Here is an 11,948-nt window from a genome sequence, read left to right as displayed (position 1 = left end):
GATCGCCGGAACGGCTCAGTGCCGCGGCCCGCGCGGGTGAATGAACGGGCTGCTCCGCTTCCCGGCCGGGGCGCGGCCCGTTGCTGGAGGCATGCACACTCCGATACACGCACCGACCCACGCCCCGGTGAACGCTCCTGCGGACGCCCCGGCCGAGGCCGCCGCCCCGCCCGGGTCCCTCGCCGCACTCACCGCGGAACCCGGCACCGACCCCCTCCCCCGCATACGGGCTTCGCTCCGCGACGGCGTCCTCGCCGTCAGCCTGGCCGGGGAGTTCGACCACTACACCGCCGCCCCCCTGCGCGGGCTCCTGGCGGACGGGGCCGCCCGCGGTGCCCGCCGCCTGGTCCTCGACACGGCCCGGGTCACCTTCTGCGACTCGGCCCTGCTCCACCCGCTGGACCGGTGGGTCCGCGAGGGCGGCCAGGTGGAACTGGCCGCCACCTCCCGGGCCGTACGCCTGCTGCTGAGCGTCGCGGCACGCGCCCCGCGGGACCTGTGCCTGCGGAGCCGCTTCAGCGGATAGCCGCCTGGTCCACCCGCTGCTCGTCGACGATGCGTCCGTCGCGCAGCTCCACGACCCGGTCCGCCAGTTCGATCAGGGCCGGGTCGTGGGTGGCGACGAGGGCGGTGACGCCCTCGCTGCGGACCACCGCGCGCAGCAGCCGCATGATCGAGCGGCCCGTCTCGGAGTGACCCACGACCCCCTGGTGGCGGGTGAGGTGCGCCGGACCGTGGCCATCCGCGACGGCCGCACCAGCAGCGAGGTGCTGCGCCGGACGGTCACCGACGAGCACGGCGCGGAGTCGGTGAGCGAACGGGAGTACGTGATGCTGGACCGCACCGGCCGCGTCCAGCTGCCGCAGAAGTTCCTCGAAGCCCTGGGCATGGAGCACCGCGTGGCGGTCGACCTCGCCGCCGACCGCATCGAGGTCCGCCGCGACGACCACCCCGACCACGCCTGACCTCGGGCGCAACGCGTTCCGTCACCTCCCCGGGCCGCAGGTCGTTAGGGCCTCGGGGTCGGTTCGGGGGCGAAGGGATGACGGAATGCGGCAGTTTCCTCTGGAGATGCACCACGTGGCACCCGGCCGGGTGGTCGAGTGGCGCTTGCGGTCCGCAGCGGCGGCGGAGGCCGACGGGGCGGGTGACGATCCGGGCAGGAGGGCTTCCTTCAACCAGGAGAAGCACTTCACCGTCGCCGAGGAGAGCCGGGCCGCCGACGACCCCGTCGCCTCGTGGGTCGCGGTCACCTTCGAGGTGACCGGGCCGCTGGACGAGCCCGCGCTGGCCCGGGCCCTCCTTTCCTTCGTCCGGCGCCACGAGGTCCTGCGGTGCGCGTTCCGCCGTCTCGCCGGGGAGCTGTCCTGCGAGCCCTACGACCCGGCCGGGCTCTCCCTCGAAGCCCGGCAGGTGGGCACGTACGAGACCTCCGAAGAGCTGGGCGGCTTCCTCGCGGAGCGGTTCAAGCGGAGCATCGACACGTTGTCCTGGCCGCTGTTCATCATGGGCGCGGTGGTGCGCGAGGACTGCGCGACCGTCTACCTCGCCTTCGACCACATCGTGTGCGACGGCATGTCGATGCCGATCGTCGCCTACGAGGTACTGACCGCGTACGAGGCCCTGTGCCGCGGAGAGGTCCCCGTGCTGCCCCCGGCTCCGAGCTACCTGGACTTCGCCGAGGAGCAGCGCAGCCGCTACCTCTCCATCGATGCGAGCGATGAACGCCTGGACTACTGGAAGGATTTCATGGCCCGCGGCGGGGAGTTCTTCCCCCGCTTCCCCCTCGACCTGGGGGTGGAGCCGGACCGGATGTACCCGATCGTCAACGAGGCCTCGATGCTGCTGGACGCGGCGGAGACCGAGGTGTTCGAGAAGGTGTGCCTGGCGGTCGACGGCAAACCGTTCATGGGGGTGCTCGCGGCCGTCGCCGTCTGCCTGCGCGAGGCAGGCGGTCCCGGCGTGTACCGCGGGTTCATGCCGGTGAGCGAGCGCGGCCGGGGCACCTGGACGGACTCGGTGGGCTGGTTCGTCAACACCATGCCCATCGAGTTCGACGCCTCCCCGGGCCGGGACTTCGCCCAGGTCATGGCCGCGGTGCGCAGCGGCTTCAGCCAGATGATCGGCCACATCGACGTGCCGTTCGTCCGGGCCTGGGAGCTGTTGGCACCGGCGGAGTTCGCGGCCCGTTCCTGGCCGTACCCGGTGAACTTCTTCTCCTACATCGACATGCGCAAGTGCCGCGGCGCCGAGCGGCACGAGGAGTGGCGGCCCGCCGCGCACGTGTGGTCGGCGCGCGCCAACGGGGCCTGCTCCTGGTTCCAGCGGGACGCGGACGGGCTCCACATGAACTCCATCTACGTGGACACGGAGGCGGCCCGCCGCACGATGGGCGACTTCCAGACGGCGCTGCGCGCCACGGTCCAGGGGATCGCCCGCTCCGGTGGATTCCGCCGGCCCGTCGCACTCACCCCGCCGCGGCGGCCGGCGGGGGCCCCGGCGGGGGCCGCCGCGGCCGGCCGGCCGCGCTGACCGCGGCTCCTGGTACGCGGCAGGGCGCGCCCGGGGTCAGAGCCGGGCTGCGCGGCGCAGCAGCAGGGTCCGTTCCTGCGCGTTGCAGGTCAGTCCGGCCGCCCGCTCGAACTCGGCCCGGGCCTCCTGCGGCCGGCCCAGCCGTTCCAGCAGGTCGCCGCGGACGCTGGGCAGGAGGTGGTAGGAGCGCAGGGCGGGTTCCGCGGCGAGGGCGTCGACCAGCGGGAGGGCCGCCTGCGGGCCCTGGTCCATCGAGACGGCCACCGCCCGGTTGAGCTCCACCACCGGCGAGGGGACCAGCCGGACGAGGCGCCCGTACAGCGCGGCGATCGTGGCCCAGTCGGTGTCCTCGTAGCGGACGGCCGCCGCATGGCAGCCGGCGATGGCCGCCTGGACGGAGTACGGGCCGGTTCCGGCCCGTTGCAGGGCTTCGACCCCGCGGTGGACGAGCAGGCGGTTCCACCGGGCCCGGTTCTGGTCGGCGAGCAGGACCGGCTCCCCGTCGGGGCCGGTGCGGGCGGCGGTCCGGGAGGCCTGGAACTCCAGGAGCGCGGCGAGCCCGTGGACCTCGGGCTCCTCGGGCATCAGGTGGGCCAGCACCCGGGCCAGCCTCAGGGCGTCCTCGCACAGGGCCGGGCGCAGCAGGTCGTCGCCGGCGGTGGCCGCGTAGCCCTCGTTGAAGATGAGGTAGATGACCTCCAAGACCGAGGCGAGCCGTGCCTCGCGGTCGGCTCCGTAGGGCACTTCGAAGGGCACGTCCGCTGCGGCCAGGCTGCGTTTGGCCCGGACGATGCGCTGGGCGACGGTGGGCTCGGAGACGAGATGGGCGCGGGCGATCTCCCGGGTGGTCAGCCCGCCGACGAGGCGCAGGGTGAGCGCGATCCGGGCTTCGGTCGCCAGTACGGGGTGGCAGGCCGTGAAGACCAGCCGCAGCAGGTCGTCGTCGATGTCCTCCGGGTCGGCCGGCTCGGCGGGCGGCTGTACGTCCTCCAGGGTCCGGCCGACCTCCGCGAGCTTGCGCGCGTAGGTCTCCTTGCGGCGGACCAGGTCGATCGCGCGGTGCTTGGCGGTGGTCATGAGCCAGGCGCCCGGCCGGTCGGGCACGCCCGCGCCGGGCCACTGCTCCAGGGCGGCGACCAGGGCGTCCTGGGCGATCTCCTCGGCGATGCCGACGTCCCGCACGATGCGGGTGACACCGGCGATGATCCGCGCGGACTCGATCCTGAACACCGCTTCGACCGCTTGGGCCGTACTCGCTGCCGTCACGGCCACCCATCAGAGCAGCCGTGACCGGGCGGGGCAAACGCGGGGCCGGGCCCCCGCGGCGGGGGCCCGGCCCGGGGCCCGGGCGGGGGCCCGGCGGGTCACATCTCCTGGATCTCGCGGACCTCGGCGGTGAGGTTCCAGTGCGCCGGGTGGATCTCCAGGAAGCGCCGGGTCCACTCGATGGCCTCGGCCTTGTCCTTGCACTGGGACAGGGAGTATCCGCCGACGACCTCCTTGGTCTCGGTGAAGGGGCCGTCGGTGTAGCTCACCTTCCCGTCCGACCAGGTGAGGCGGGTGGCTTCGGAGGTGGGCAGCAGCCCCGCGGTGTCGAGCATGACCCCGGCCTTGGTGATCTCCTCCAGGAGGGCGCCCATCCGCTGCTCGAAGTCGGCGGGGAAACCCTCGGTGGGCAGGTTCTGCTCGTCGATGTGGATCATCGTCAGGAAGCGCGGCATGGTGACTCCTCGGTCGGGAGGGCGGGGGCTTTCCCTGCCTCTCACCCCTGCGTCGAACGGGAGGGGGCCGGATCGACAGCTCCCGGGGAATTCTTCAGAGATTTTTTCGCGGCGGCCACCGGAGGGCCGGTGAGCGGCCTGCCCCTTGCTTACCGGTGAGTAGGATCGCGGTCCCAGGCCCCTCCGAGAGGAACCACGATGGCGCGCGTCCCCTCCTCCCCGCTGATGCTGGCCGGTCTGCTGGCCGGCGCGGCGGTCCTCCACGCGGTGGTGCCCGCCCCGTTCGACGCGATGGTGCCGCGCGCGCTGCCGGGCAGCCCCCGCCGGTGGACCTACGCGAGCGGGGTCGCCGAGCTCGCGCTGGCGGCCGGGATCGCCCATCCGCGGAGCCGGCGCGTGGCCGCGCAGGCCGCCGCCGCGTTCTTCGTCGGCGTGTTCCCCGCGAACGTCAAGACGGCAGCCGACGCCCGGCGCAGCTCCCCGGCCGTGCGCGCCGCGGCGGTCGCCCGTCTGCCGCTGCAGGTGCCCTTGGTGCTCTGGGCCCGGCGGGTGAGCCGTACGGCCGGCGCGCACTGACGCATCCGTTGCGGGCCCGGCGCCGGAAGAGCGGTACGGAGCCCCCGGTCACACGTCGGCGGACCGGGGGCTCTGCCGGTCAGCGGCTGTCCCCCGCCCAGTCCCAGCGTCCGGGGTCCGTCGCGCGGCGCCGATAGTGGGCCCGGCCGCCCGGCCCGTGGCGCCCTATCTCCGTGAGCAGGCGCACCTCCTCGGCGAGCTGCGGCGCGCTCCAGCCGGTGACGTCCAGGAGGAGCCCGTCCAGCGGGCCGCCCACGAGTTCGCCGTAGACATGGCCGGGGCGGGGGCCGGGGTCGGGGTCTTCGTGGTCGGCGCCGTAGACCCGGCGCCGGAGCATCCTGTCGTCCATGGGGCCCAGCTTCACAGCCGCCACTGACAACGGCCGGGGCCGCCGGCCGCCGGCCCGCCTCGGCCGACCGGGGATGATGGTGTCCGCCCCCGACCGGCGGCGGCACGAGCGAGGAGCACGGCGCATGGCACGTCAGGTACACCAGCCCCTGGAGGACCAGGAGTTCGACTTCATCCTCTCCCTGGCCCCGGGGCCGGTTCTGGCCTACTTCTGCGGATCCTGGCCCAAGGCCTTGGAGGCGTGCCGCGCGATGGACGCGGTCGTGGCGGAACTGGCGCGGGAGTACGGGGCCCGGTTCACCGCCGTGCGCACCGACATGACCCGCTGCCCCGGCCCCACCCGGCGGTATGCCGTGACCGGCGCTCCGACCGCGGTGCTCATCAGGGACGGTGCGGCGGTCGCGTCCGCGGAAGGGCCGATGACCCGCGAGGAGTTCCGGCGGTTCCTGGACGCCCACCTCTGAGACCGGCCCGGCTGGGCCCTCCGGGCGAACCCGGGCGATCTGGCCGGAACTGGCATAGGAGGGATAGGTGCCTCAGGCATGTAATGGAGTCCGGCAAGCCGGAACCACAGCGTGCGAGGTGCACTCATGCCAGAATCCGCCGCCCTGACCTTTCCTCAGGACCGAACCTGCCCCTACCATCCCCCGGCCGCCTACGACCCCCTGCGGGAGGGGCGCCCGCTCACCCGCGTCACCCTGTTCGACGGGCGGTCCGTGTGGGTGGTCACCGGCCACGCCGAGGCGCGGGCCCTGCTCAGCGACGGCCGTCTCTCCTCGGACCGCCGCCACACCGCCTTCCCCACCCCTTCCCCGCGCTTCAAAGGACTCAGCGACCGGCGCCCCGCGCTGCTCGGCGTGGACGATCCCGCGCACCACGTCCAGCGCCGGATGCTGATCCCCGGCTTCACCCTGAAGCAGACCAACGCCCTGCGGCCGCGGATCCAGCAGACGGTGGACGGGCTGATCGACGCGATGCTCGCCAAGGGGTCGACGGCGGAGCTGGTGGGCGATTTCGCCCTGCCGGTGCCCTCGATGGTGATCTGCGCACTGCTCGGAGTGCCCTACGAGGACCACGCGTTCTTCGAGGGGCAGTCGCGCCGGCTGCTGCGGGGGCCCGAGGCGGCCGACGTCGAGGACGCCCTGCAGCGGCTCGACGCGTACTTCGTGGAGCTGATCGCGCGCAAGCGGCGCTCCCCGGGCGAGGGCATCCTCGACGACCTCATCGCGCAGCGCCTGCTGACCGGTGAGATCGACATCGAGGAGCTGGTCGCCATGGCCACGATCCTGCTGGTCGCCGGGCACGAGACCACGGCGAACATGATCTCCCTCGGTACCTTCACCCTGCTGCGCCACCCCGAGCGGCTGGCCGAGCTCCGCGCGGACCCCTCGCTGCTCCCGGCGGCCGTGGAGGAGCTGATGCGGTTCCTGTCCATCGCGGACGGCATGCTGAGGGTGGCGACCGAGGACATCCAGACCGGCGGCGTGACGATCCGCGCGGATGACGGGGTGGTGTTCTCGACCTCCGTCATCAACCGCGACGGTGCCGTGTTCGCGGAGCCGGACGCCCTGGACTGGCACCGGCCCGCCCGCCACCACCTGGCCTTCGGTTTCGGCATCCACCAGTGCCTGGGGCAGAACCTCGCCCGCGCCGAGCTGGAGATCGCCCTGGGCACCCTGTTCGCACGCCTGCCGGGACTGCGGCTGGCGGCCGAGCCGGACCGGATCCCCTTCAAGCCCGGGGACACCATCCAGGGCCTGATCGAACTCCCCGTGGCCTGGTGAGGCGGATGCCGGCCGCACCCGTGCACATCGACATCGACACCGGCTCCTGCATCGGCGCCGGGCAGTGCGCCTTGACGGCACCCCAGGTCTTCACCCAGGACGACGACGGCTTCGGCGCCCTGCTGCCGGGCCGGGAGGACGGCGGGGGCAGCCCCCTGGTCCGCGAGGCGGCGCGCGCCTGCCCGGTGGCCGCGATCTCCGTGCGGGAGGGCTGAGGAGCAGGTGGGGGCGCGGCCGGTCCGCGCCCCCACCTGCCCGCCGCCCCCCTCCCCACCGGGCCGCCGGGCTGCAGGGCTGCAGGGCTGCAGGGGGCATGGGGGCAGGGGGCATGCCTGCCGGAGCGGCGGACAGTTCCTGTACAGTTGTCCAGGAAATCGCGTCCTCCGTACCTTCGAGCATGGGACCCGACCGTGCACACCCTCGCTTACGTCCTCATCGGCGTCGTCGCCGCCCTTCACGCCTGCTTCCTGGTCCTGGAGATGTTCCTGTGGCAGCGCCCGCCGGGCCGCGCCCTGTCCGGCTTCGACGCGGACACCGCCCGCCGCACGGCGCCGCTCGCCGCCAACCAGGGCCTCTACAACGGCTTCCTCGCCGCCGGCCTGGTCTGGTCGCTGGTCACCGGCTCACTCGCGACGCAGGTCTTCTTCCTCGTCTGCGTGATCGTCGCCGGAGTGTTCGGGGCCGCCACCGCCAACCGGCGGATCCTCCTCGTCCAGGCTCTGCCCGCCGCCCTGGCCCTGGGCGCCGCCCTGTCGGCCGCATGAGCCCGCGGGAGCCCCGCGGGGAGGACCCGCGGACGGCCCGCACCAAGGCCCGGCTCCGCGAGGGCCTGCTCGCCGAGTGCTCCGGCCGGCCGCTCACCGAGGTCGGCGTCTCGGCGGTGGTACGCCGGGCCGGCGTCGGCCGGGCCACCTTCTACCTGCACTACGAGGACCTCACCGCGCTTGCCGTCGACGCCTGCGCCGAGGTCGTGCACGCGGCGGTGGACGCCCTGCACGCCTGGCAGACGCATGCCGGGGCGCTTCCCCCGGCCCGGCCCCCGGCCGCGCTGGCGGGGTTCCTGTCCGGCGCGGCGGCCCGCGCCCCGCTCTTCCGCACCCTGCTGCTCCCCGGCGGCTCCGGCCCGCTCGGCGACCGCCTCGGCCGGGAGCTGCGCGCCCGGGCCCGCGCCGAACGCGCGGCGGCAGGCGCACCACACCCCGATCTGGTCGCCTCGGCGGTCGCCGCCGCCTTCACCGGCGTCCTCGCGGACTGGCTCCACGACAGCGTTCCGGAGTCCCCCGAAGCCCTGGCCGACCATCTGTGGCGGCTGCTGCTCGCCCTGCACCGGGCCTTGTGAGGCGCCGACGTCTCGGACCCCGCACGTGCGTGGGCCCCGCCGTCCCCGGAGGGACGGCGGGGCCCACGTCACGGGCACGCCCCGTGAAGCGGCACTACCGGAGGGGAACCACCTGTTCGGCCTGGGGGCCCTTGGGGCCCTGGGTGACGTTGTACTCGACCTTCTCGTTCTCCTCCAGCGACTTGAAGCCGGTGGTCTCGATGGCGGAGAAGTGCACGAACACGTCGGGGCCGCCGTCGTCCTGCTGGATGAAGCCGAACCCCTTCTCCGAGTTGAACCACTTCACGGTGCCTGTTGCCATCTGGCTGATCCTTCACGACGTTCCACTGCGGGCCGCACGCGCGGCCGTCTCGATCCTGCCCGACCGCCTCCCGGACCACACTCTCAACGCGGCCAACCGGGGAACCCGCGGCTAATCGAACTTCCGGCCGCACCGTCCGCGATTCGGGGGAGCGGCCCGGCCGGCCGCCGCCGGGCACCGGGCGAACGGGCGCCGGAGAGCCCCGGTGCCCGCTGGTACCATGGGCGGTTGACCATCTTGTTCTTTTTGTTCTTGCTTCGAAAGGTCCTGCATGAGGAACCCGTCAGCCCACGGGCGTTTCGGCGTGAAGGCCGGTGCCAAGAACGGCGGCAAGCCCGCGTGCAGCACCGGACCGCAGGGTGAGTTCACCCTGCACCAGCCGAAGGTTCCGGCGCTGCCGCCGGTGGACTCGTTCACCGCGCTCGACCTGCCCCGTGAGCTGGTCGCCAAGCTGGCCGAGCTGGCGGTGGAGACCCCCTTCCCCATCCAGGCCGCCACCCTGCCCAACGCCCTGGCCGGCCGGGACGTCCTCGGCCGCGCGCAGACCGGCTCCGGCAAGACCCTCGCCTTCGGCCTGGCCCTGCTGGCACGGACCGCGGGGCAGCAGGCCGACCCCAAGCGACCCCTCGCCCTGGTCCTCGTACCGACCCGCGAGCTGGCGCAGCAGGTGACCGACGCACTGACCCCCTACGCCGAGGCCCTGGAGCTGCGGATGGCCACGGTGGTGGGCGGACTGTCCATCGGCCGCCAGGTCAGCGCGCTGCGCACCGGCGCCGAGGTCGTGGTGGCCACCCCGGGCCGCCTCAGCGACCTGATCGGACGGCGCGACGTGCACCTGGAGCGGGTACGGATCACCGTGCTCGACGAGGCCGACCAGATGTGCGACATGGGCTTCATGCCGCAGGTCACCGAAATCCTGGACCAGGTGCACCACGCCGGGCAGCGCATGCTGTTCTCGGCCACCCTGGACCGCAACGTCGACCAGCTGGTCCGCTCGTACCTGAAGGACCCCGTCGCGCACTCCGTCGACCCGCAGGTCGGCGCGGTGACCACGATGGAGCACCACGTGCTGCACATCCACGCGGCCGACAAGTACGCGGCGGCCACCGAGATCGCCGCCCGCGACGGCCGGGTGCTGATGTTCCTCGACACCAAGCACGGGGTCGACCAGTTCGTGAAGCACCTGCGGGCCATGGGCGTACGGGCCGAAGGGCTGCACAGCGGGAAGTCGCAGCCCCAGCGGACCCGGACCCTGGCGCAGTTCAAGACCGGGGCGGTGGGCGTGCTCGTCGCGACGAACGTCGCCGCGCGCGGCATCCACATCGACGACCTCGACCTGGTCGTCAACGTGGACCCGCCGGCCGACAGCAAGGACTACCTGCACCGTGGCGGGCGCACCGCCCGGGCCGGCGAGTCCGGCCGGGTCGTCACCCTGGTCACCCCGAACCAGCGCCGCGACATGGTGCGGCTGATGGCCGACGCCAAGATCCGGCCGACGATCACCCAGGTGCGCTCCGGCGAGACGGCGCTGAGCCGGATCACCGGCGCCAAGGCACCTTCCGGGGTGCCGCTGGCGGGGGCTGCGCCGACCGACGCCAAGGGCAAGCCCTCGGGCTCGGAGCTCGGCTTCCGCGGCATGGGCACCCGCCCCGGCCGTACGGGCCGGGGCAAGGAGTCCCGCAAGACGGCGGAGGCCCGCCAGACCGCCGAGGCCCGCCGCGCGGCCCGGGTGCGCCGCGGCGTCTGACGCGTCCGCGTCCGGCACGTGCACGGACCGCCTCCCGCCGCCCGGGAGCCGGTCCGTTCGCGTACGCCGGTCAGCCGCGTGCGCGTCGCCGCTTGCGCCGGGCCACGATCGCGCGGGTGACCACGGGCGGGAGCAGGTCCTTGGCCAGCTTGCGCCAGGCGGCTCCCGGCCGGGGGACGGGAGCCGGGGCGGGCGGCTTCGCCGGTGCGGGGCGCAGCGGCTGCGGGGGCGCGGGCGCCGCGACCCCCTGGTCCCCGATGCGCACCAGCGGTCGCCCCGCGACCGTGTCCACGCCGTGCCACAGGTCCGCACGGCCCTTCAGCCAGGCCAGCAGCGCCTCCTGGTGGGGCTCCGGGTCGTCCCAGGTGGCGTAGAGCTTGGCGGCGGAGACGCAGACCGGGTGCAGCCCGCCGGCGACCACGGCGGCCCATACCGCGGCCGCGACGCCGGGGCAGTGCTCGGAGCGGTAGTCGTCGAAGGCCACCACCGCGCCGGGGGCCGCGACGGTGCGCGAGGTCTCGATGTCGGTGACCACGTGCTCGTAGAGGTGCGAGGCGTCGACGTGCACGAACCGGCAGCTGCGGGGGCGGACCCGGTCGGCGATCACCGAGGTCGGGGCCTGGACGACCGTCGGGAGGGTTGCGTGGAAGGCGAGGTAGTTCGTCTCGAAGCCGCGGCGCGTGAGGGTGGGGTAGGACCCCCGGGTCTCCGCCAGGTTGGAGTCGTCGGTGGCGGGCGATCCGAAGAGGTCGCAGACGGTGAACTCCTCCCCCGGCCGCAGGTAGCCGCCGAGGAAGACGGCGCTCTTGCCGAGGTACGCGCCCAGTTCCAACAGGTCGCCCGGGAGCGGGGCACCGGTGTCCTGACGGGTCAGGAACCAGTCGAAGAGCGCCTGGTCCGGCGCGGAGAACCAGCCTTCGACGTCGCCGTACGCGGTGGGTACGGCGAGGGCGGGCTCACCCTCGGGGGTGGTGACGGAAGCCTGCGGAAGGTGCGACACGGGGCGGGTTCCTCCAGGGGAAAACGGCGTCGGCGCGTGTCCGACACCCGGCCTGCTTCCCCGTACGGCCGTTCTACCACGTTACTGCGGTGCCTGAGCACCCCCGGCGGCCGACCATCTGCGCAGCCGTTCGGCGGCGGCGTTGCGGACGCGGCGGGTGCGGCCCGCGTCGGCCAGCAGGCGCAAGGCTGCGTACGAGGTGAGGGATTGGGCGGCGGTGCGCTGGCACCAGTCGGAAGCGGTGGTCAGGGCGTCGGCCGGCCAGGGCTCGTCGCGGGTGATGGCCTTGAGCAGGCTCCACTCGCGGAGCCTGCGTTCCGGGAAGGCGCGGCCCGCGAGGACGACGGTCATGGCCCCGGCCCAGGCGGGGAAGGCCTCGTCGGCGAGCAGCATCGCGGCCCGGCGGTCGAGATGGGTGACCACCGCGCTCTCCGCCATCACCGGGTCGGGGTCGCGCAGCACCGCGGCGACGACCTCGGCCTCCCGGGCCTCCCCGGCCGGACCGGCCACGGCCGCCAGGGACTCCAGGTGGCGTGCGTAGCGCCAGTGCTCGGGGGGTTCCCGGTCCTCGGCACGGTTCATCGGCCCCGGCCCTCCGGG

General features: G+C 73.9%; 17 protein-coding genes. 10 read left to right on the top strand and 7 right to left on the bottom strand.

What is annotated here, in order from left to right; all coding sequences use genetic code 11:
• Positions 1 to 91: 91 nt before the first annotated feature.
• Positions 92 to 526 (top strand): STAS domain-containing protein, encoded by a 435-nt coding sequence (locus tag ACLJTM_RS08395; protein ID WP_411102794.1) that lies wholly within the window; start codon positions 92 to 94, stop codon positions 524 to 526.
• On the opposite strand, the gene ACLJTM_RS08390 is transcribed toward ACLJTM_RS08395, so the two are convergent.
• Positions 516 to 701, bottom strand: coding sequence for a hypothetical protein (locus ACLJTM_RS08390; protein WP_411103306.1), 186 nt, complete (start codon positions 699 to 701; stop codon positions 516 to 518). The two genes, ACLJTM_RS08395 and ACLJTM_RS08390, sit on opposite strands and share 11 nt — an antisense overlap.
• Between ACLJTM_RS08390 and ACLJTM_RS08385 the strand changes: the two genes are divergently transcribed.
• Both ACLJTM_RS08385 and ACLJTM_RS08380 read left to right on the top strand, forming a co-directional pair.
• Positions 693 to 965, top strand: a complete 273-nt coding sequence (locus ACLJTM_RS08385; RefSeq protein ID WP_411102793.1) for a hypothetical protein — start codon at positions 693 to 695, stop codon at positions 963 to 965. The two genes, ACLJTM_RS08390 and ACLJTM_RS08385, sit on opposite strands and share 9 nt — an antisense overlap.
• An 85-nt stretch (positions 966 to 1,050) precedes the next feature.
• Positions 1,051 to 2,532 carry a condensation domain-containing protein gene (locus ACLJTM_RS08380; protein WP_411102792.1) on the top strand — a complete coding sequence of 494 codons (1,482 nt, stop codon included), beginning with the start codon at positions 1,051 to 1,053 and terminating at the stop codon, positions 2,530 to 2,532.
• Between the two features lie 36 nt (positions 2,533 to 2,568).
• Here ACLJTM_RS08380 and ACLJTM_RS08375 read toward each other — a convergent pair whose 3' ends face one another.
• Together ACLJTM_RS08375 and ACLJTM_RS08370 are read right to left on the bottom strand one after the other, a co-directional pair.
• Entirely contained in the window at positions 2,569 to 3,804 is a 1,236-nt protein-coding gene (locus tag ACLJTM_RS08375) for an RNA polymerase sigma factor (RefSeq protein ID WP_411102791.1), read from the bottom strand.
• 92 nt (positions 3,805 to 3,896) lie between these two features.
• Complete coding sequence (locus ACLJTM_RS08370) at positions 3,897 to 4,253, bottom strand: YciI family protein (RefSeq protein WP_411102790.1); 357 nt, start codon at positions 4,251 to 4,253, stop codon at positions 3,897 to 3,899.
• A 198-nt stretch (positions 4,254 to 4,451) separates the two neighbouring features.
• On the opposite strand from ACLJTM_RS08370, the gene ACLJTM_RS08365 reads away from it, so the two are divergent.
• On the top strand, positions 4,452 to 4,829 hold the full coding sequence (locus tag ACLJTM_RS08365; protein WP_411102789.1) for a hypothetical protein: 378 nt from the start codon (positions 4,452 to 4,454) through the stop codon (positions 4,827 to 4,829).
• Positions 4,830 to 4,908: 79 nt separating this feature from the next.
• On the opposite strand, the gene ACLJTM_RS08360 is transcribed toward ACLJTM_RS08365, so the two are convergent.
• Positions 4,909 to 5,178, bottom strand: coding sequence for a hypothetical protein (locus ACLJTM_RS08360; RefSeq protein ID WP_411102788.1), 270 nt, complete (start codon positions 5,176 to 5,178; stop codon positions 4,909 to 4,911).
• Positions 5,179 to 5,302: 124 nt separating this feature from the next.
• On the opposite strand from ACLJTM_RS08360, the gene ACLJTM_RS08355 reads away from it, so the two are divergent.
• The 5 genes from ACLJTM_RS08355 to ACLJTM_RS08335 all read left to right on the top strand — a co-directional run bounded on the left by ACLJTM_RS08355 (position 5,303) and on the right by ACLJTM_RS08335 (position 8,300).
• Complete coding sequence (locus ACLJTM_RS08355; protein ID WP_411102787.1) at positions 5,303 to 5,641, top strand: thioredoxin family protein; 339 nt, start codon at positions 5,303 to 5,305, stop codon at positions 5,639 to 5,641.
• A 126-nt stretch (positions 5,642 to 5,767) separates the two neighbouring features.
• Positions 5,768 to 6,961, top strand: coding sequence for a cytochrome P450 (locus ACLJTM_RS08350; RefSeq protein ID WP_411102786.1), 1,194 nt, complete (start codon positions 5,768 to 5,770; stop codon positions 6,959 to 6,961).
• 20 nt (positions 6,962 to 6,981) lie between these two features.
• Entirely contained in the window at positions 6,982 to 7,176 is a 195-nt protein-coding gene (locus tag ACLJTM_RS08345) for a ferredoxin (protein ID WP_411103272.1), read from the top strand.
• 195 nt (positions 7,177 to 7,371) lie between these two features.
• On the top strand, positions 7,372 to 7,725 hold the full coding sequence (locus tag ACLJTM_RS08340) for a DUF1304 domain-containing protein (protein WP_411102785.1): 354 nt from the start codon (positions 7,372 to 7,374) through the stop codon (positions 7,723 to 7,725).
• The gene (locus ACLJTM_RS08335) at positions 7,722 to 8,300 is read left to right on the top strand and encodes a TetR/AcrR family transcriptional regulator (protein WP_411102784.1); all 579 of its coding nucleotides are present in this window, start codon (positions 7,722 to 7,724) and stop codon (positions 8,298 to 8,300) included. The genes ACLJTM_RS08340 and ACLJTM_RS08335 overlap by 4 nt, the downstream gene beginning before the upstream one ends.
• Before the next feature lie 94 nt (positions 8,301 to 8,394).
• Here ACLJTM_RS08335 and ACLJTM_RS08330 read toward each other — a convergent pair whose 3' ends face one another.
• The gene (locus ACLJTM_RS08330; protein WP_411102783.1) at positions 8,395 to 8,601 is read right to left on the bottom strand and encodes a cold-shock protein; all 207 of its coding nucleotides are present in this window, start codon (positions 8,599 to 8,601) and stop codon (positions 8,395 to 8,397) included.
• Positions 8,602 to 8,872: 271 nt separating this feature from the next.
• On the opposite strand from ACLJTM_RS08330, the gene ACLJTM_RS08325 reads away from it, so the two are divergent.
• Positions 8,873 to 10,348 (top strand): DEAD/DEAH box helicase, encoded by a 1,476-nt coding sequence (locus ACLJTM_RS08325; RefSeq protein WP_411102782.1) that lies wholly within the window; start codon positions 8,873 to 8,875, stop codon positions 10,346 to 10,348.
• Between the two features lie 70 nt (positions 10,349 to 10,418).
• On the opposite strand, the gene ACLJTM_RS08320 is transcribed toward ACLJTM_RS08325, so the two are convergent.
• Together ACLJTM_RS08320 and ACLJTM_RS08315 are read right to left on the bottom strand one after the other, a co-directional pair.
• Positions 10,419 to 11,348: a class I SAM-dependent methyltransferase gene (locus ACLJTM_RS08320; RefSeq protein WP_411102781.1), complete on the bottom strand. Its 930-nt coding sequence runs from the start codon at positions 11,346 to 11,348 to the stop codon at positions 10,419 to 10,421.
• An 81-nt stretch (positions 11,349 to 11,429) separates the two neighbouring features.
• A complete protein-coding gene (locus tag ACLJTM_RS08315; RefSeq protein WP_411102780.1) occupies positions 11,430 to 11,930 on the bottom strand; it encodes a hypothetical protein in 501 nt (166 codons plus the stop codon).
• Positions 11,931 to 11,948: the final 18 nt, after the last annotated feature.

This window comes from Streptomyces sp. cmx-4-9, from assembly GCF_046548835.1.
Lineage (GTDB): Bacteria > Actinomycetota > Actinomycetes > Streptomycetales > Streptomycetaceae > Streptomyces.
Note: the sequence above shows the minus strand (reverse complement) of the source record. Positions and strands in the feature narration are given on the sequence as shown.